This window comes from Chryseobacterium sp. NFX27, assembly GCF_049887855.1.
In the GTDB taxonomy this organism is placed as follows: domain Bacteria; phylum Bacteroidota; class Bacteroidia; order Flavobacteriales; family Weeksellaceae; genus Chryseobacterium.
Genome location: NZ_JAGEKK010000005.1, coordinates 101695 through 121546 on the forward strand (window position 1 = coordinate 101695; position 19852 = coordinate 121546).

A 19852-nucleotide genomic window follows, 5' to 3' on the forward strand; every position below is an offset into this window, starting at 1 on the left:
ATTGCGGTGAAAACTTCAAAAATAATGCCTTTAAGCTTTTAAGGAAGATATTCTAGGAAAAAACCTTCAGAAAATTATCTTTGAAACTGCCAGAAACTTCAATTTCCGTATCATCTGAAAGCATCACAGTTCCACTTTTATGATAAGATTTTACAAATCCAGCATTAATGATGTGGGAACGGTGAACCCTTACAAAAGGATTTTCCAGAAGATCATCGAAATGTTTCAGGAAACGGCAGACCATTTTTTTTGAGCCATCGGTAAGGTAAACCTGTGTGAAATTTCCGTCTGCCTGCAACCTAAGAATATCTTCAGTTTTTACAACATCAAATCCCTGAAGTGTCGGGAGAATGAGCTGCTGCTTTTCAGGCTTTAGTTTTAAATTTTCGAGAAGGATTTTATTACGGTTGAGTTCTTCTTTACTTTCGAGGCTTTCCGCTACTTTATTTACCGCCAGAATAAGCTCCTGAATATCTATAGGTTTCAGGATATAATAACTGGCCGATTTATTGAGAGCCTGCAGCGAATATTGGGAAAATGCTGTGATAAAAATGGTTTCATAAGAAAATTCTTTGGTAGCTTCTAACACATCAAAGGCATTCCCAAAAGGCATTTCGACATCCAGAAAGACCAGCTTCGGCTGTTTTTCAGCAATCAGGGGAACGGCTTCTTTGATATTTTCCGCCTCGCCTATAATTTCTACCTGAGGACAGTATTTCGTGAGATAATTTCTGAGAACTTCTCTTGCAATGATCTCATCGTCTACGATTACGGATTGTATTTTCATTTTTTCAGGTTAGAGTTTTGGAAGAGTGAACATTTTCATTACTATTTCCGTTTTAATTTTCAGATGCGACAGGAGCTTTTAAAGCTTTATTAAATAATATTAATTTTTATAGTAACCTGAACTCCGCCGCTGTTTTCTTTATCTTTTATGCTACATGTGATCTCTTTTTTGTAGAGGTCATTTAACAGCTTTATCCTTTCCAGTGTATTTTTCATTCCCCGCCCTTCTCTGGTTTTCTGGTGTTCCGTTTTTTGCTTTTTACTTTCCTGAATTCCGATTCCGTTGTCTTCAACCGTAATTTTTAAATGCTGAGCTTCTTTTTCAAAATTAAGTTTCAGAAATCCTTTTTCATTTCTGTAGCGCAATCCGTGCCAGACTGCATTCTCAAGAAAAGGCTGAATGAGCATTCCGGGAACTTTAAGGCTCTGCATATTCAGGCTTTCGTCTACATCAATTTCATAATCGAATTTATCAGCAAACCGCGTTTTTTCCAGGGCAAGATAATTTTGGAGCAGATCCAGCTCCTGCTGGAAAGGAATGAAATCTTCAGCAGAATTTTCCATGACGCCGCGCATCAGTTTTGAAAACTTCGTCAGATACTGATTGGCTTCCAGCTCGTTATTGGTTGCTATAAAATGGTTGACACTGTTTAAGCTGTTAAAGATAAAATGTGGATTCATTTCACGGCGCAGCGACTGCAGAGCAATTTTTTTATTTTTGACCTGAACTTTTTTCAGCATTCTGAAAATAAAGATCACGAGGCCCGTCAACAGAATCAAAACTCCGATCAGGCTGTAATTAAAGACATTTTTCCTGCGGATAAGCTGGTCTTTCAGTTCTTTTTCTTTTTCAAGCTGTGATATCCTCTGCTCGGTATCTTCCAGTATTTTATTGTCGATCAGGCTTCTGTCTTTGGAAACGAGATCCGGAAGTTTCCCAAGAAAATCCCTGTACAGCGAAACCGAAGCATCAGTATCTCCTGCAATATTATAGAGGCTGTCCAGCCTTTTTACACTTTTCTGAGCTTCAAGCGTATGTCCTTTTTCAAGGGCAATTCCATAGGCATTTTTTAATAAGGTAACAGCTTCTTCAGGATCATTATTTTTAATATAAATATCAGCCAGCTCCTGGATCTGATTGACTTTTTCCTGTGAATTTTCTTTTACAAAGTCTTCTTTCAGAACTTTCTTTTTGGCTTCAATTGCTTTTTTGAAATTCCTGTTTTCAACATAGAAATCAGTCAGTTTCTGATTGATCTCCAATGCCTGCTGAGGAGCTTCTTTTTTAGAGAGAACATAGGCATTGTTGAGGTTTTCTTCTGCTTTAGGGATATCTTTCTGCTGTATATTGACATCCGCCATCTGGCTGTAACTTGCTGCCAGATCACCTTTATCTTTTGTTTTAAGACTTATATTGATATTATCCTGAATGGCTTCTGCTTTCTGTTCGGGTGTGGGAGAAGAAAGTCTTGCCACGTCATTGGCATTGACAGCCCTGCTTTTTTCAGTATAGCTCATCTCGGCTGCCATGCTGTAATTGCTGATGGCGGGAGTTATTTTGTTCTGCTTTTCCTGAGACTGGGCAATTTTCCGGGTGACAGATTCCAGATTTTTCTTGTCGTTAAGGTTTTTGTAAATAGTTCTGGCTTTGACTAAAAACTCTTCGCTTTTAGCATAATTACCCTGATTGTAGTAATCATTGGCAATTCCCACATAAGTGTCGGCAACGCCTTTATTATCATTGTTGTCTACTGCTTTTTTGAGTCTGGCTGCCGATTTGTAGGCCTGAGTAACCCGCGTGGAATCCTGTGCTGTACAGAAATTTCCTGCAGCAAGAATGAAGATAAACAGTATTTTAAAAACTAATTTCACGGGTTTCAGATCTTGAATGCAAAGTAAGTAAAACTTTAGGTATCCTTTGGTATTCTTTACCAAGTCAAAACTTCATTTCACCAAGTTTGCCAGTTAAAAAATCAAACCTTTACATGTTCCTTAAAATTCTGTAACAGAAGGCAGTCCGTCTTTTGTTATATTTGTATTGTTACTTTATCCCAAACTCATGTGCAAAAAATTCCAGATCGCATTGGCAACTTTCTTTTGTATGAACATTTTTCATGCACAGATCTATATTGAAAATGTAACTGTTGTGGATGTTATTCACAAAAAACTGATTCCTGCCCAGACTGTTGTCTTTTCAGGAAAGCCAATTACAGAAATAAAACCCAGCAGGCAGATCAAAATTCCGAAGAACTCCCATGTTATTGACGGTAAAGGTAAATACCTGATGCCAGGAATGACGGATGCACACGTCCATTTTTTCCAGAGCGGCGGTCTATATACAAGACCGGATGCCCTTGATCTCAGAAAACATGTTCCTTATGAAAAAGAAATCAGCTGGAGCCATCATAATATGGAAGAGCTTCTGCAGCGTTATCTTAAAATGGGAATGACGTCAGTAATTGATCCCGGAGCAACGTATAATTTACTAAAACTCAGAGATTCTTTGAAAGAGAATGTCCGTCTGCCTTCAGTGTATATGTCGGGACCGCTCATTACTACTTATGAGCCTGAAGCTTTTAAAAATCTTAATAAAGATGAACCTTTCAGGCTGCTCTCGTCTGTGGATGATGCTAAGAAACTGGTTCAGGAACAGATTGCTTATCAACCTGATTTTATTAAGATATGGTATATCGTAACGGGAGATGCACAGAAAAAGAAAGAACAGGCAAAGGAATTGGAACCGGCTATAAAAGCAGTTATTGATGAGGCTCATAAAAATAATTTAAAGATCGCCATTCATGCAACAGAACGCTTCACCGCTGAAACAGCTGTACAAAACGGTGCCGATTTTCTGGTACATAATATAGAGGATGAAGTGATTTCTGATGATTTTATAAAGCTTTTAAAATCAAAAAAGGTCATTGTATGCCCTACCCTTACGGTAATGGATAATTATTATGATACTTACGGACAAAAGAAGACCTACACTACTTATGAGCTGGAAAATTCTCATCCAGAAAGCATTGGCTCTATGTACGACCTGAAGCATCTTACACAAACTTCAGACTCTGTTATACTTAATAAGCGTAAAGCAAGGTTCAGTGAACCTAAGATCAAAGCCTATATCTCAAAAACGGATTCCATCAGAGCTGTTAATCTCAAAAAAATGGCTGAAGGAGGTGTAACCATCGCTGCTGGTACGGACGCCGGAAATATCGGAACGCAACATGCATCATCATTTATCTCAGAACTTAAGGCCATGAAGGAAAGCGGGATGGACGAATGGCAGATTCTTCAGTCGGCAACCATTAACCCTACGAAGATCCTTAATAAGGAAAAGGAGTCCGGCAGCATTGAAGTGGGAAAAGCAGCTGATCTTGTTTTACTGAATTCTAATCCTGTTGAAAATCTGGACCATCTTACTGATATTGATTGGGTTATAAAAAACGGACTTCCTATAGACCATGAAAGAATTGTAAAAGTGACACCGGAATCCCTGGCTCAGCAGCAGGTGAATGCTTATAATGCGAGAAATATTGAAGCATTTCTGGAGCCTTATGCAGAGGATGTAGAACTGTACCTGTTTCCAGGAAAGCTGATCAGCAAAGGAAAGGAAGCCATGAGAAAAACATATTCCAATCTGTTTGATAAATCTCCGGATCTTCATTGCGAAATCAAACAGAGGATTGTGAATCTTAATACTGTTATCGATAAAGAGAGCGTTTCGGGATTGAGACCTGGTGTAAAGACGGAAGCAACAGCTATTTATGAAATTAAAAACGACAAAATCTCAAAGGTTTACTTTATCCATTAGTTTTATTTTTTGAACCCTTAAAAATGATTCAAATCATATTTAAAAAATTTGAAAAAGACGATTCTCACAGGGATTGTCTTTTTTTGTGACCATCCACCAAGTGAAAACCTCATTTCACCAAGTCTCTTCATTTCCGGTTTCAGATCGCCGTAATTTTACTTCAGAATTTAAAACAAGAAATTATGAAATTGAGACATTTTTTATTGATCGGAATCTTTACTCTGGGAAGTTTTGCCCATGCACAGGAAGTAAAGAAAAATGCAATTGAAGTTACAGGGATTGCAGAAATGGAAGTAGAGCCGGATGAAATTATCTTCAGCATCGGCATCAAAGCGGATAACAAAAACGAATTGGCAGACAACGAAAAAAAGCTGATTGAAACATTAAAGAATTCCGGAGTGAAGAACGAAGACATCAAATTTAAATCGATGTATCAGAATGTATATGCTAAAAATGGAAAATTTACAAAAAATTACCAGTTCAAGGCCAGTGCAAAAGCAAATATCAGCAAAATATTCGAAGACCTGAACCAGAAATGGGTAAGCAGCCTGAACGTTTCAGAAGTAAAGAATACTAAAATTGCTGATTTTAAGAAAACCGTTAAGATCAATGCTTTAAAAGCAGCCAAAGAAAAAGCGGATTATCTTTTGGAAAGTATGGGCAAAAAGGCCGGAGCTCCGATTGAGATCATCGAAATTGAAGATTACACCAGCGATACGGTTCTTCCTGTAGCTTATAAAAGCAGCATGAGAAATATACAGCTTGAAGCGGCAGATGCCGTAACCGATTTTTCTTTTGACAATATTGAAAATATCAAGCTGAAATACAGCATCAAAACGAGATACGAAATCCTTTAAAATAAACAGATTTAAGACAGTCCGGAAGGGCTGTTTTTTTTGTCTTAAACCAGCTTTATAAGTTCACCAAGTGAAAGTCAGGTTTCACCAAGTCTCCCGGTTTTCATCCTTAAATACAGATAATTTTACTTCAGGAATTATAACAATAAATAAGTTAAGATTCAATATTACAGCAGATAACCAATAAAAAAATAGAATTATGACAACTTTAAAAATCTTAGCCCTGACAGCCGGTACTTTTTTTTTAAGCTCAGGAAGTTTTTCAGACGCCCGCTGTTCAAACAGCAATACATCAGGCAGAGAGACATTTATTCAAAATGCTTCGGTAATACAGCCTGTGGTAACATCAAAGGATAACAAAATCCAGGTTGCCCTTCTGCTGGATACTTCCAACAGTATGGACGGGCTGATTGATCAGGCCAAATCAAGACTTTGGAATATTGTGAATACGCTAACCACTCTGAAGTATAATGGTCAGGCTCCCCAGATAGAAATTGCCCTTTATGAATATGGGAATGACGGTATCCGTGATGAAAATTATATCCGCCAGATTACTCCGCTTACGCAGGATCTTGATCTGGTTTCCGAGAAATTATTTGCACTAAGAACTAACGGGGGAAGTGAATATTGCGGTGCCGTAATCCGTGATGCCTCGATGAACCTGAGCTGGGATGGCAACGAAAAAAGCATGAAACTGATCTATATCGCCGGCAATGAACCGTTTGACCAGGGAAGGGTGAATTACAAGGAAGTCATTTCCAAAGCTAAAAGCAAAAACATTTATACCAATACCATTTTCTGCGGAAACAGAGAAGAAGGAACCCAAACCTTCTGGCAGAACGGAGCAGTAGTGGGCGGCGGTAAATATTTCAATATCGACAGCGACAGGAAGGTGATTTATATTGAAACGCCTTATGATGTAAAAATCTCAGAATGCAATACAAAACTGAATGACACCTACATTTATTATGGAAGTCACGGCTCTGAATATAAGCTTAAGCAGGTTACACAGGATAGAAATGCAGAAGTTCAGTCGGCTTCCAATTACGTAGAAAGAGCCGTAGCCAAGTCTAAAAAGAATGCTTATAAAAACGACCACTGGGACCTGGTAGACAAAGCTGAAAGTGATGCAGGGTTTATTGCTACAGTGAAAGATGATGTGCTGCCGGCCGAACTAAAAGGCAAAAGCAAGGAAGAAATTAAAAAAGCAGTTGCCATAAAATCTACAGAACGCGGGAAAATTCAGAAGGAGATTGAAGAGCTTTCCAGAAAACGTCAGGAATATATTGATGCCGAAATGAAAAAACGGGGCAATGCAGATACTGATGACCTTGGAAAAGCAATTGAAAGTTCTATTTTGGAGCAGGCAAAAGCAAATGGATATACTGCTAAATAATAGTTCCAAAATCCGTACAGATGGTGGCTTTGAATATCTTTAGCCATCATTTTGTTTTGGTATTGGTCTGGTCTTAACTTCAATCTTCATGTACATCCGGTGGCTAACCACCGGTTTTTACCTCCCAAACTTAAAATACCTTGACAGCGGGTGTTTTTTATTTTCCATAAACCGGGAAGCCATTTCCATCCCTGTCACAGAAAACGTGATTCCGTTTCCACCGAATCCCAGTACAAAATAAGAATTCTTAAACTTTTTATGCTCGCCAATATAAGGCAGTCCGTCTTTGGTTTCCCCAAAAGTTCCGGCCCATACAAAATCTGTATAAAAATGATAATCAGGTTTTATTTTCTTCAGGTTTCTCAGAATCTCTTTTTCCTTTTTATCCAGAAGGACATCCCGCTTTTCAGCACTGTAGAAATCTTCGTCGCCTCCTCCGATCAGAAGCCGGCCATCGGCTGTTGCACGCATATAGATATAAGGTGTATCCGTATTCCAGATCAGGGTATTGCTGATATTCTTGAATTTATCGCCATCAATTTCTGAAACGAGGGCATACGTGCTTTTTAAATCAACAAAATTTTCCTTCAGCAGATTTTTGCTTTCATATCCAATACAGTAGATCACTTTTTTAGCTTTGATCTGAAAACCGCTGTTTACCGTTATCAGATTAAAACCTTTGTGATATTCCACTTTTGTCATTTCAGTCTTATCAAATATTTCTAAACCTTTTCTTATATTGTGTTTAAACAATTCATGGGCGAATTTAAAAGCATCAATACTGGCTCCCTGCCTGGAAAGAATTCCACCATATGTGTTTTCAAGTCCAAACTGCTCCATCACTTTTTCTGCTTCTATCCATTTTACATCAAATCCTGCATCTTTTCTTGCCATATATTCATCTTTCAGCCACTTTACATCTTTCTTTTTTGAGGCAAAATACAAGGATTTCTTCCGTTTAAAGCCTGCATCGGATCTGATTTGTTTTGAAAGTTTTTCGAGGGTATCTATTGCATCAGAACAGGCTTTGTAACTTTCTACAGCACCTTTTTTGCCAATCAGTTCTTCCAGCTTAAAGAGGGGAACATCTATTTCATACTGTAGCATAGAAGTCGTTGCTGAAGTACTCCCGTTACAGAGCTCGCGTTTGTCAATCAGGATCGTTTTATAGCCGTCACTCACCATTTGATGGGCAATAAGACTTCCGGTAATACCACCGCCTATAATGAGTATATCACAGTCTTTATTTGATTTAAGGGATGGGTATGAAGCGGTCAATCCGTTTTTTAGAAGCCAGAAAGGTTCATTTGATTTTAGATCCATAATTGAATATTACATTTAAAACAATAACATTTATAAGTATTTTAACGATTTTTTATCAATTAATGGTGCAATTATTGTACCCAGTTTTAAAATCCAACCCACTTAAAATAATTAGTATGATAACAATTATTCCAGAAGCTCCGGAAAATGTTGCGGCATTCAGTGCGACCGGAGATGTGACGAAAGAAGATTTTGAAAACCTTGTCATCCCTCATGTAAAAGAAAAAGTAGACCAGTTTGGCGAGCTGAATTACTTACTGTATTTGGATACTGATCTGGATAATTTTACCATGGGCGCATGGCTTGAAGACGCATTTTTAGGATTAAAAAATCTCACAAAATGGAACCGTACAGCTATTGTTACAGACAAAGAAGCGGTACAGAATTTCACAGATATTTTCAGTGTTCTGATGCCGGGAGAATTTAAATCTTTCCCTAAAGAAAACTTATATAATGCACTTTACTGGTGTAAGAACGGTAATGAAGTGGAAGTATAGCATTATTGATAAAGAAAAAGAGGCTTTGTTCATCGACTGAACAAAGCCTCTTTTATATCTAGACAGTTGATTATAAATCTTTAAAGTGCTTCAGAAGTGCTTATAATCCGGTTTACTGTTACTTATCACAAGGTACACATTCTACAGCTGCATCATCATTGTCAGGAGTTTCTTTCCCGTACAGATATCTGTATCTCAAACTTATTGCCAGACCAATGAATGTCATCCCCACTCCTACTAACGATGGATATTTAAAGGAAAACCCGTACTCCAGAGGAATTCCGCCCAGAAATGCACCCATCGCATTGGCAATATTAAATGCCGCCTGCATAAATGCGGCAGCCATCATTTCGCTCTTAGGAGCCGCCTTCATCATCATGATATTAATAGGTGCGGCAACAGACATCGACAGCGCGCCACAGATAAATGTCAGTATCAGTGCCATATTCTGGTTCTCTGCAAAGAAAAATACTCCTGCCAGAGAAATCATCATCAGAAAGATCAGCAAAGCACATGTTTTCTCAGGTCCCAGCCTGTCTGAAATAAATCCTCCGGCAAGATTTCCAACAACCATTCCGGCACCGGCAAGAATCATTACATAAGCCATATGATTGCTTTGGATTCCGGCAACGATTGTCATTAAAGGAGTGATATAGCTGAGCCATGTAAACAGTCCTCCAAACCCAATCGCTGTAATTCCTAAAACCAGCCATGACTGTTTATTTTTAAGAAATTTCAATTCTTCCAGGAAATGGGTATTCTGATTCGATTCTATGGCCGGAAGCCATAATTTCAGGAATAATATGGCAAAAAGCCCGATTAATGCTACAATGGCAAAGTACAGCTTCCAGTGGTAAACATGTCCGATATACGTGACCAGTGGAACCATGATCAGATTCGCGATCGTAAGCCCTGTAAACATTAAGGATATATAAAATGCCTCCTTTCCTTTTCCAGCCATGCGGGATGCGACTACCGTTCCTACTCCGAAAAACGCACCGTGAGGGAGTCCGGACATAAATCTGATGATCAGCATGCTCGTATAATCAGGAGCTACCGCAGAAAGCCCATTAAACAGCGTAAAAAGGATCATTAAAACCATTAACACTTTTTTAGGTGGGAATTTCACGGAATACCCGATCAGGATCGGAGCTCCGATTACTACTCCCATCGCATAGGCCGAAATAAGGTGCCCTGCTTCAGGAATGCTAATTTTTAAGGTATTCGCAATATCAGGAAGCAGTCCCATTACGGTAAATTCCGTAGTTCCTATTCCCAGACCACCTATGGCTAAAGGTATTATTCTTTTATCAATCTTCATTGTCAGTAAACTTCTTTTCGAATTAATTTTAAATGATTTTTTCTGAAAAATAAAAACAGTTTTCCATCTTTACTTTGAAAGTGCAAAAGTCGCGAGAAATATCGGTTTTCACTTCTCCTGAAATGATAAAAATTTGCTCCATATTAACCTTTTTATGTAATTTTAAAATCAGAATCTATCAAATGAGAACAGGATGAAAATTCAGAAAGAAATCATAGAGTTTGAAAACGGGAAGTCTTTTAAGCTTTTCTCACCGTCTTTAAAGAACTGCTTTTTCTGGCATCATCACCCGGAAATAGAGCTTGTTTATGTAGAAGCCATCAACGGGATCCGTCATGTAGGACGGGATATTTCTGTTTTTACAGAAAGTGATCTGCTTTTAATAGGTTCCAATGTACCTCATCTTAATTTTGATTACGGTATTCAAACGGAATGCAGACAATTGGTGCTGCAGATGAGAGAGAACTTTCTTCAGGATATTGTTGTTTCCGTTCCTGAATTTGAAAGCATTAAAAAACTTCTGGAAAAGTCTTATTTGGGCCTTTCATTCTCAGGAGAAACAAAAAAAATGGTTGTCGAAAAGCTTCATGAAATCAAAGATAAAAACTCTTTTGATTCCCTGATAGGACTGATTGAAATCCTTCAAATTCTCGCTGCCTCAGATGAAATAAAAGAACTGAATAAGGAAGACACCAGAATAAAATGGTTCCTGAATGATAAGATCAGAATGGGAACGATCTACGATTACATCCACGAAAATTATGATAAAAAACCTAATGTCAACGAAATTGCAAAAATTGTCAGCCTTAGCACTCCTGCTTTCTGCCGTTATTTTAAAAAGCAGACGAATATGACGTTCACGGATTTTGTTAATAATTACAGGATCAATCAGGCTAAAATATTTCTACTGAAGGATTATTCTGTGACAGAAGTTTGTTTTCAGGTAGGTTTCGAGAGTCTGTCGTATTTTAATAAACTGTTCAAGCAGCATACGGGTGAAACGCCTTCAGAATTCAGGAAAAAGCATTTGAAGAATATTGAAGTGAGAAACTAGTTTTTTTCGTTGTTTGCGAGTATTTCTGATGTTTTTTATAACCACCCCGTCAAAAATTCTTTGAATTTTCGCCACCCCTCCACGGGAGGGGAATTCTGAGCCGACTATTTTTATCAGTTTGAAAATCTTCGATTTTCAAAGAACTTATGTGCTCTTCCTTTAAGAAACGTTTTTACTTAAAATAACTTAAGTGTTAAAAAGCTTTTGTAGCTTTTGTGGTTAAAAGTTTAGTCGGTGAGAACTTCGAGAGCCTCAGTTCCCGGTAATTTTTTGTTATCAATAATTAAAATTATCGCCGTAATCAGCTGTGTAGCCTTCAAAGTGGGCTGAGGCTCTCAAAGCCACTTATTTTTCTAATATTTTAATTAAACAAAAACCGCTTCAAAAATGAAGCGGTTATATTTTTAGTGAATATGTTTTTCAGCGTGGTAGGAACTTCTTACCAACGGTGAGCTTTCTACGTGTCTGAAACCTAAGCTTCTGGCAAAATCTCCCAGCTCGTCAAACTCTTCCGGTGTAATGAATTTTTTTACCGGCAGATGTTTTTTGGTAGGCTGAAGATACTGTCCAAGTGTGATGACATCTACGTTGGCATTTCTGATATCCTCAATGGTCTGGAAAACCTCATCTTTAGTTTCCCCCAAACCAAGCATTACCCCGGTTTTTGTTCTTCTCTGACCAGCTTCTTTTAGGTATCTCAGAACTTCTAAACTTCTTTCATATTTGGCCTGGATCCTTACTTCTCTTGTCAGACGTTTTACGGTTTCCATGTTGTGAGAAATCACTTCAGGGGCCACATCTACCAATCTGTCAATATGTTTCGTAAGTCCCTGGAAATCCGGAATAAGAGTTTCCATGGTTGTGCCCGGAGAAATTCTTCTTACCGCATTTACAGTTTCAGCCCAAAGGATGGAACCCATGTCTTTCAGATCATCACGGTCTACAGACGTAAGAACAGCATGCTTGATCTTCATTAATTTAATAGAACGGGCCACTTTTTCAGGCTCATCCCAATTAACGTCAAGCGGTTTCCCTGTTCTGACGCCGCAGAATCCGCAGCTTCTTGTACAGATATTTCCTAAGATCATGAACGTTGCCGTTCCTTCTCCCCAGCATTCACCCATATTCGGACAGCTTCCGCTCTGGCATATGGTATTTAATTTATATTTGTCTACCAAAGTCCTAAGCTCCCTGTAATTCTTTCCGGTAGGAAGTTTTACGCGGATCCACTTTGGTTTTTGAACGGTAGTATCTTGAACTAAATTCTCCATTTATTTCTCAAATTGAGCTTCAAAGTTAGTGATTTTTTTATCGAAACAATCAAAGACAAACATTGATGAAACATATAATTTCGTAATTTTAAACCACTAAAATCAAATATGAATAAAATCCTTTTTACTTTATCCGTTGTTATCAGTACATTTTGCTTTGCCCAGAAAGAGCTTCAGCCGGCAGGCTCGGAAATTATTGAAACGGTGGAAGGAGATCTGGACGGTGATAAAATTCCTGAACGAGTGGTTATTTATACTACAGCAGATGAAGGTGAACTGGGGAAGATCCGTGAAATCCAGATTCAGAAAAAAAGTGGCGGAACATGGATGATCCTGGAGAAATCAAGAAACGCCATTCTTGAAAGTGCCGGTGGAGGGATGATGGGTGATCCGTATCAGAGTACAGCTATTTCAAAGGGAATTCTGAATATCACCCAGGCAGGCGGAAGCAGCTGGAAATGGAGCTATACAGATAAATACAGGTTTCAGAACGGACATTTTGAACTGATTGGCCATTCTTCAACGTATGGAAGACCCGGAGATTATTGGACAGAGATAGATTTTAATCTCTCTACAGGACAGCTCAATTATGAGAAAGAAGTAGAGAATATTGCTGAATATGGTAAATCCAGGCAGGAAACCTATATTAAAAAAGGCTTGAAAATAGACCTGCAGAACAGAAATAAGAAGGAACCAAGGAAAATTATTCTTCCTAAAACAAAGGAGGAAGTTTATCTGTGAAAGTTTTGAACCTTTAAAACTCTATTAAGGTAAGCTTTGCTTTTAAGACTGAACGAGGCTGATTATCTTACTAAGCTATTAATTATCATCAAATTCATTATTTTTCAGCAGCTCGGCAAGAACTTTCTTGGCGCGCATTACTCTTACTTTGGTATTGGCAACGGAAATCCCGAGCTCTTCTGCAATTTCCTTGATACTTTTTTCTTCAAAGAATCTTAATTTTATAATATCCTGGTAATTGGCATCCAGCGACTCGATGGTCTTGATGATTTTTTTCTGCTCTTCTTTGGAGATCATCAGCTCTTCCGGAGATTTTGCAAACTGGTTTTTTACCTCATCCAGATTTTCGGTAGGGTCCTGGTTTTCGCGGCTTCTTTTTCTCCAGAAATCAATGACTGTATTCTGGGCAATGGTTAATATCCAGGTTTTAAACTGAAAATGCGGATCATACATATCCAGCTTCGACAGCACTTTTGAAAAAACGTTCACTGTGATCTCATCTGCATCATTTTCATCTTTCACTTTTTTCATGACAAAAGAGAAAACATCCACCCAAAAAATATTGATGAGTTTGGTCTGGGCCTTCTGGTCCTTTTCTTTTGCCTTTTGAATAAGCAGGAATAGCTGTTCGTCGTTCATTATTAACAAATATAATTTTTTTAAGTGAAAGCACAAAGGGGCTGACAGGCCTTTTTATCCTCCGATTTTTTTACCTCCGGACATCTATTCTCTATACTCCTGAATTTACTATCTTTGCATCGTAAAATTTTAAAGAAAATTATAGATGAATTCCTTTATAGAAGAACTAAAATGGCGTGGTCTTTTTGCCGATATGATGCCAGGAACCGATGAACAACTGAATAAAGAGGTAACTACTGCATATATTGGTTTCGACCCGACTGCTGATTCTTTGCATATCGGAAGTCTTATCCAGATCAAAATTTTAGCGCATTTCCAACAGCACGGACACAAGCCTATCGCTTTGGTAGGCGGTGCTACAGGAATGATCGGAGATCCTTCAGGGAAATCTGCAGAAAGAAACCTGCTGGATGAAGCTACTCTTCTTCATTATGTAGACTGTTTAAAGAACCAGCTTTCAAGATTTTTGGATTTTGAAGGTAATGGCCCTAATAAAGCTGAATTGGTCAACAATTACGACTGGATGAAGAATATTTCTTTTCTTGATTTTGCTAAAAATGTAGGAAAGAATATCACGGTGAACTATATGATGGCGAAAGATTCTGTAAAAAAGAGATTTTCGGGAGAAAGCGGTGCAGACGGGATGAGTTTTACCGAGTTCACTTACCAGCTTATTCAGGGATATGATTTCCTTCATCTGTATCAAAATAATAATGTGAAGCTTCAGATGGGAGGTTCTGACCAGTGGGGAAATATCACTACAGGTACTGAACTGATCCGAAGAAAAGCCCAGGGAGAAGCATTTGCATTAACAGTTCCTTTGATTACCAAGGCTGACGGCTCTAAATTCGGAAAGTCTGAAAGCGGAGAAAATTACTGGCTGGACAAAAAGAAAACATCTCCATACAAATTCTACCAGTTCTGGCTGAATGCTACGGATGAGGATGCTGAAAGATTCATTAAATTCTACACATTCATTGGAAAGGAAGAAATTGACGCTTTAATTGAAGAGCACAAAACGGCTCCTCACGAAAGAAAACTTCAAAAGAGACTGGCTGAAGAAGTAACCGTATGGGTACACGGCAGAGAAGAATATGAAAAAGCAGTAAAAGCTTCGGAAATTCTGTTCGGCCGTTCTACCGCCGAAGATCTTGTAAGCCTGGACGAAGAAACTTTCCTTGAGGTTTTTAACGGTGTTCCGCAGAAAGAAGTTGCAAAAGCTGATGTTCTGGGAATAAGTATTATTGATCTTCTTTCTGAGAAATCAGGTTTCCTAAAGTCTAAAAGTGAAGCTCAAAGAGAGATCAAAGGGAATGCAATTTCTGTAAACAAAGAAAAGGTAAATGATACTTATACCGCTAATGAAAGTGATCTTATCGACGGTAAATTCTTACTGCTTCAAAAGGGTAAGAAAAGCTATTTTATCGTGAAGGTTATTTAATTCAGTATCTTATAAATAAAAAGACCGGCGCTGAGATTGATCTCAGCGCCGGTTTTATTCATGAAGTTATTTAGTTTTAGAATACATAACTTGCGGAAGCCGACAAATACTGCCCGCTGGAAGTTCCTTCTTTTTTCAGCTCGCCATCTACCCAGATCTGAACCTTCAATGTAGAAGAAGCATCTGCCCCGATTGCATTGACAGCAACATTAGCATTATAAGCTCCCGCTTCTGATGTCACCTCCGGACTTGTCCATGTTGTTCCGCTAAGACTTGAAGCTGTGGTTGGGTTACCATCAATTCCATATACCGCTACCTCGATATCACTTCCTGAAGAAGCAATAGCTTTAAAAACAACTTTATGGCTGCTTTTTGCCGGACCGTTGTCATCGTCATCATCGTTGCTACAAGATGCTGCAAACCCTATGAACATCGTTGTCAGCAATACTACAAATGTCCCTTTAAGCAACTGGCTCATTCTCATTCTTTTCATAATCTTTTGTTTAAATTTTTAATTATTTATTTAATATTCTATGATCAGTGATTTGATACCTGCAAAGCTATTAGAGTCGACAAACTTTATCAATCCTGAAAAAGGTGTAATTTTTTCTACCTAAAATCAGGTATTTTATTTGCTAAAATTTTTAATTAAATTGAGCAGTTTTAAAAAAATTATACAGAACCGAATCCAATGAAGAGATTACTTATTCTATTAAGCCTACTATTGTCTTTTACTCTGCAGGCACAGGTTATCCCTCTTAATGAAAAGTCCTATTTAGACAGCTTACAGAATATTACTAAGACTACGGCAGCAAATACTTCAAAAGCAACAGCATTTTTTCTTTTATCAAATTATTACAGAAACAGTGATTCTCTTTTAAGCAAAAAATATTTAGCAAACGGGAAGGCATTCATTAAAAATGATCCTTTTCTTACAGCAAAATATGATTACTACGAAGGACAATACAATCTTGACCGGAATAAAGAAAGGGCAGCCCGCTCCTATCAACAGGCCATTAAGGCATTCTCAAAATTAAAAACCAAGGAATCAGGTTTCTACCAGTCTTTAGCCTGGTATAGCTATGGGGTGACGCAAAAAGATAAGGCAGGCTACCCTTTTTTAGTGAAGACCATTGTTGAAAAATGCATTCCATTGATTAAAAAATACGGAGACAGCAAAAACTTAGGATTTGTATATACTCAGCTTGCAATCATCCTTACATATAATGCCCAGTTTGAAAAGGCCGGGAACTATAATAATAAAGCTTTAGAAATTCTTGAAAAAAATTATCCGGGTTCTGCCGAATTATTTTACACCTACCTGAATTTTGCCAGCAATTTCTGCTATCAAGCCAAGGGAAATGAAGCCAAAAAATTTCTGGACAAAGCTGAAAAACTGATCATGCCTTATCCTGAATCTTCGTCCAACTCGTTTTTTTATTATGGTAAAACACTTTACTTTATTACGAAACAGCAAAATGCAGAGGCATTACCTATTATTGAAAAAGGGCTTTATTACACCAAAAAGTTTAATCAGAATCTTCAGGGACAGATGTTCTATTTTAATAAATACGACATTTTAAAGAAATTAAAAAGGTATGGAGAAGCTAAAAATGTTCTGGAAGATATTTTAACGGAAAAATCACTTGTTCTTGATCTTAATAACAGAAAAACCATCTACAGACAACTTTCTGCCTTGAATGAAGAAATGGGAAATGCTAAGGAAGCTTTGGTTTGGGAACAGAGATATTCTAAACTCAATGACAGCCTGAGCAGTGAGAATGTAAGGCTTGAGATTAACAAAATTGAAGCAAAATTCAATACTGCCGAAAAAGAAAGAAAAATAGCAACCCTGAATGCTGAAAAGAATCAGAAAGATCTGGAGGTGAATAAGAAAAATTCCTATTTATGGGGGCTTAGCCTGATTTTATTATTGGCTTTAAGTCTGTTGGTTTTTCTTTTCATCCTGTTCAGAAAAAATAAAAAAATCTCTGAACAAAGAATAAACGACATTAAACAGAAGGAAGAACTCTCTCTTACCAAAGCTATTCTTGATGGCGAAGAAAGGGAAAGAGAGCGTATTGCCAGGGACCTCCACGATGGTTTGGGCGGAATGCTTGCCGGCGTTAAAATTAATTTCTCCACCTGGTCATCCAGCCATTTGCATCCTGAAAAGGACAAAGAGTTTTATACAATTTTAGGGCAATTAGACAGATCTGTAAGCGAACTTCGTCACATAGCAAGAAATTTAATGCCTGAATCCCTTCTTAATTTCGGTCTGGAAACAGCTTTAAATGATCTTTGTGAATTTCACTCCAGGAAAGATTTAGAGATTGATTTCCAAGCCATTGATATTGATAAAAATCTACCTCTGAATATTCAGCTTAATATTTACAGAATTGCACAGGAGTTATTGGCAAATGCTCTAAAACATGCTGAGGCCAGCAGTATTCTGCTCCAGTGTTCCCAGTCCGAAGAATGCTTTATGATTACCATTGAAGACAATGGAAAGGGATTTGATAAAAAAATTGAACAGACAACGAAAAGCATGGGACTCCGAAACTTAAAAAACAGGGTGAATTATCTGAAAGGTAAAATGGAAGTAAATTCCGACAGCCAGGGGACAACAATTAATATTGAACTTAACACGAATGGAGAATAAAAAAATAAATATTGTCATTGTAGACGATCACCCCATTGTCATAGAAGGATTAAAAATGATGCTCAACAGTCAGCTCGGGTTTAGTGTTTCCGAAAGTTTTACTTCGGGCTCAGAGATCATTGGTTTTATTATGAACCATCAGGTGGATATTATCCTTTTGGATATTACCTTACCTGATGCCAATGGTACAGAGCTTTGCCGGGAAATAAAGAAAATATCGCCGGATACTTCAGTCATCATGTTCAGTAACCGTTCTGAAAGAAGTATTATCATGCAGTCTATACAACACGGCGCCAGCGGTTATATCCTTAAAAACACCTCTATAGATGAACTGGTGGTATGTATTCAGGGAGCCTATTCCGGAAATATTGTTTTCTGCAATGAGACTAAGCAAATCATCAGCAAACCTTCTCAAAACGATTTGCAGGTGCCCAGACTGACGAAAAGGGAAAAACAGATCCTACAAATGGTAGCCGAAGGGAAAACCAGCATGATCATTGCTGATGAACTTTTCCTGAGCCCGCTTACCGTAGATACCCACCGCAAAAATTTATTGCAGAAGTTCCAGGTAAAAAATTCTACCGAGCTCATCAACCGTGCCATCCAGCAAAATATGATTGAAAAACAGTAAATAAAAAAACCGCTTCAAAAGCGGTTTCATTTATATAATAAGTAAATATCTTACAATTCTAAGAAGCTGTAATCAATGGAAGCGACCATAGGCCCTGCTCCTACTTTCTTATCAGTTTTTACGATTTCGCCATCTATCCAAAGATTGATTACCAATTCTGAATCGGCATCCGGAAGATCGGCTTTAGCATCAAGATTTAACTGTGCCTGGCTGGAATTCACAAAGAATTCACCACTAGTCCAAACAGTTCCTACAGGATCGAAAATATCAGTTTTAGTTGTTCCTACCTGTGTTACGATAGCTTTAATAACTCCTCCGGTAGTTGTTTTCACTTCAAACTGAACAACATGATCTTTGAATTCTTCGTCGTCGTCATCCTTTTTACAAGAATTCACTACAGTAATTACCGAAAATAATAAAACGAATAAAAAAGAAAGTCTAAGTAAACTTTTTGATTTGTAAAATTGCTTCATTTCTCCAAATAGATTTTTAATGTTTCAAATATAAGTTTTTTATTAATATAAAAATAACTTTTATGAAAAATTTCCAACAAAGTTTTCTAAATAATATCAAATCAATAAAAAGCACAATTACAGTAGCGGCCTATATTGGGGCTTACATTCATGTGAATTATTAAGTGGAAAACCCGGCACCTAAGTTTTGAATTTACAATATGATTTATTAATTATATTTGCTGTATGAATTTAGATTATATAGTAAGAGAACCGGAACATATCACCCCAAATACTACCGTCCTTTTCATGCTTCATGGCTATGGCAGTAATGAGCAGGATCTTTTCAGCTTCAGGGAAACTCTTCCCGCCGACTGGCTTATTGTAAGCTTCAGGGCCCCCAGGGACACCCAATTTGAAGGATATTCCTGGTTTGACATTGATTTCAACAATCCTGAAAACTTCATCGACCTTTCCCAGGCCAGAGAATCTTTAGACGGAGTCCTCGAAAATATCCTGAAAATTGTAAATCATTATGGACTTACCGAAGGTAAAGTACATTTGTGTGGCTTCAGCCAGGGCGGAATACTCTGTTACGCGTTAGCTTTAAAGCACCCCGATCTGTTCAGTTATGTGGCGTGCTTAAGCAGCTATCCTGAGGAAAAACTTCTGAATGGTATTGTAAAAGATAAAAAGAAGCTGGAAAGGCTCCGTTTCTTTGTATCACACGGAACAGATGATGCTGTTATCCCAATGGAATGGGGAAGAAAAGCGGCTGATCTTCTTTATGACCTGAGCTGCTATTTTACGTTCAGAGAATATATGAGCGGACACGGTGTGAATCAGAAAAACTATATAGACCTGATGGATTTCTTCTCAAAATAACAACAGTTCATTTAAATTAACTTTTCAATCAATACCTCTGCTTCATTGCAGTTTATATAAACATTCCTGCTTTTGGAATGTT

18 protein-coding genes are annotated in these 19852 nt (G+C 37.8%); 10 read left to right on the plus strand and 8 right to left on the minus strand.

Annotation, left to right across the window (positions count from 1 at the left end):
* Positions 1 to 52: 52 nt before the first annotated feature.
* A complete protein-coding gene (locus J4Q03_RS07355; RefSeq protein WP_426047545.1) occupies positions 53 to 787 on the minus strand; it encodes a LytR/AlgR family response regulator transcription factor in 735 nt (244 codons plus the stop codon).
* An 89-nt stretch (positions 788 to 876) separates the two neighbouring features.
* Complete coding sequence (locus tag J4Q03_RS07360; RefSeq protein WP_426047546.1) at positions 877 to 2658, minus strand: histidine kinase; 1782 nt, start codon at positions 2656 to 2658, stop codon at positions 877 to 879.
* A 187-nt stretch (positions 2659 to 2845) separates the two neighbouring features.
* Between J4Q03_RS07360 and J4Q03_RS07365 the strand changes: the two genes are divergently transcribed.
* The 3 genes from J4Q03_RS07365 (at position 2846) to J4Q03_RS07375 (ending at position 6853) form a co-directional block, all read left to right on the plus strand.
* Positions 2846 to 4600, plus strand: coding sequence for an amidohydrolase family protein (locus tag J4Q03_RS07365; protein WP_426047547.1), 1755 nt, complete (start codon positions 2846 to 2848; stop codon positions 4598 to 4600).
* A 182-nt stretch (positions 4601 to 4782) separates the two neighbouring features.
* The gene (locus J4Q03_RS07370; RefSeq protein WP_426047548.1) at positions 4783 to 5457 is read left to right on the plus strand and encodes an SIMPL domain-containing protein; all 675 of its coding nucleotides are present in this window, start codon (positions 4783 to 4785) and stop codon (positions 5455 to 5457) included.
* A gap of 199 nt (positions 5458 to 5656) precedes the next feature.
* A complete protein-coding gene (locus tag J4Q03_RS07375) occupies positions 5657 to 6853 on the plus strand; it encodes a vWA domain-containing protein (protein ID WP_426047549.1) in 1197 nt (398 codons plus the stop codon).
* Between the two features lie 117 nt (positions 6854 to 6970).
* Here the strand turns inward: J4Q03_RS07375 and J4Q03_RS07380 are convergent, their stop codons facing one another.
* Positions 6971 to 8176 carry an NAD(P)/FAD-dependent oxidoreductase gene (locus J4Q03_RS07380; protein ID WP_426047550.1) on the minus strand — a complete coding sequence of 402 codons (1206 nt, stop codon included), beginning with the start codon at positions 8174 to 8176 and terminating at the stop codon, positions 6971 to 6973.
* Positions 8177 to 8292: 116 nt separating this feature from the next.
* Here J4Q03_RS07380 and J4Q03_RS07385 point away from each other — a divergent pair, with 116 nt between their 5' ends.
* Positions 8293 to 8673 carry an STAS/SEC14 domain-containing protein gene (locus tag J4Q03_RS07385; protein ID WP_426047551.1) on the plus strand — a complete coding sequence of 127 codons (381 nt, stop codon included), beginning with the start codon at positions 8293 to 8295 and terminating at the stop codon, positions 8671 to 8673.
* Between the two features lie 118 nt (positions 8674 to 8791).
* Here the strand turns inward: J4Q03_RS07385 and J4Q03_RS07390 are convergent, their stop codons facing one another.
* Positions 8792 to 9994 (minus strand): MFS transporter, encoded by a 1203-nt coding sequence (locus J4Q03_RS07390; protein WP_426047552.1) that lies wholly within the window; start codon positions 9992 to 9994, stop codon positions 8792 to 8794.
* Between the two features lie 193 nt (positions 9995 to 10187).
* Here J4Q03_RS07390 and J4Q03_RS07395 point away from each other — a divergent pair, with 193 nt between their 5' ends.
* A complete protein-coding gene (locus J4Q03_RS07395; RefSeq protein WP_426047553.1) occupies positions 10188 to 11048 on the plus strand; it encodes an AraC family transcriptional regulator in 861 nt (286 codons plus the stop codon).
* Positions 11049 to 11452: 404 nt separating this feature from the next.
* Here J4Q03_RS07395 and lipA read toward each other — a convergent pair whose 3' ends face one another.
* Positions 11453 to 12319 carry a lipoyl synthase gene (lipA, locus tag J4Q03_RS07400; RefSeq protein ID WP_426047554.1) on the minus strand — a complete coding sequence of 289 codons (867 nt, stop codon included), beginning with the start codon at positions 12317 to 12319 and terminating at the stop codon, positions 11453 to 11455.
* A 108-nt stretch (positions 12320 to 12427) separates the two neighbouring features.
* On the opposite strand from lipA, the gene J4Q03_RS07405 reads away from it, so the two are divergent.
* On the plus strand, positions 12428 to 13060 hold the full coding sequence (locus tag J4Q03_RS07405) for a hypothetical protein (protein WP_426047555.1): 633 nt from the start codon (positions 12428 to 12430) through the stop codon (positions 13058 to 13060).
* Positions 13061 to 13138: 78 nt separating this feature from the next.
* On the opposite strand, the gene J4Q03_RS07410 is transcribed toward J4Q03_RS07405, so the two are convergent.
* Positions 13139 to 13699: an RNA polymerase sigma factor gene (locus J4Q03_RS07410; protein WP_426047556.1), complete on the minus strand. Its 561-nt coding sequence runs from the start codon at positions 13697 to 13699 to the stop codon at positions 13139 to 13141.
* A 145-nt stretch (positions 13700 to 13844) separates the two neighbouring features.
* Here J4Q03_RS07410 and tyrS point away from each other — a divergent pair, with 145 nt between their 5' ends.
* Entirely contained in the window at positions 13845 to 15140 is a 1296-nt protein-coding gene (gene tyrS, locus J4Q03_RS07415; protein ID WP_426047557.1) for a tyrosine--tRNA ligase, read from the plus strand.
* 76 nt (positions 15141 to 15216) lie between these two features.
* On the opposite strand, the gene J4Q03_RS07420 is transcribed toward tyrS, so the two are convergent.
* Positions 15217 to 15633 carry a hypothetical protein gene (locus tag J4Q03_RS07420; RefSeq protein WP_426047558.1) on the minus strand — a complete coding sequence of 139 codons (417 nt, stop codon included), beginning with the start codon at positions 15631 to 15633 and terminating at the stop codon, positions 15217 to 15219.
* 198 nt (positions 15634 to 15831) lie between these two features.
* Between J4Q03_RS07420 and J4Q03_RS07425 the strand changes: the two genes are divergently transcribed.
* Together J4Q03_RS07425 and J4Q03_RS07430 are read left to right on the plus strand one after the other, a co-directional pair.
* A complete protein-coding gene (locus tag J4Q03_RS07425; protein WP_426047559.1) occupies positions 15832 to 17802 on the plus strand; it encodes a sensor histidine kinase in 1971 nt (656 codons plus the stop codon).
* Positions 17792 to 18433 carry a response regulator gene (locus tag J4Q03_RS07430; RefSeq protein ID WP_426047560.1) on the plus strand — a complete coding sequence of 214 codons (642 nt, stop codon included), beginning with the start codon at positions 17792 to 17794 and terminating at the stop codon, positions 18431 to 18433. The genes J4Q03_RS07425 and J4Q03_RS07430 overlap by 11 nt, the downstream gene beginning before the upstream one ends.
* Before the next feature lie 50 nt (positions 18434 to 18483).
* On the opposite strand, the gene J4Q03_RS07435 is transcribed toward J4Q03_RS07430, so the two are convergent.
* The gene (locus tag J4Q03_RS07435; RefSeq protein ID WP_426047561.1) at positions 18484 to 18906 is read right to left on the minus strand and encodes a hypothetical protein; all 423 of its coding nucleotides are present in this window, start codon (positions 18904 to 18906) and stop codon (positions 18484 to 18486) included.
* Between the two features lie 225 nt (positions 18907 to 19131).
* Between J4Q03_RS07435 and J4Q03_RS07440 the strand changes: the two genes are divergently transcribed.
* Complete coding sequence (locus J4Q03_RS07440) at positions 19132 to 19770, plus strand: alpha/beta hydrolase (protein ID WP_426047562.1); 639 nt, start codon at positions 19132 to 19134, stop codon at positions 19768 to 19770.
* Positions 19771 to 19852 lie beyond the last annotated feature (82 nt).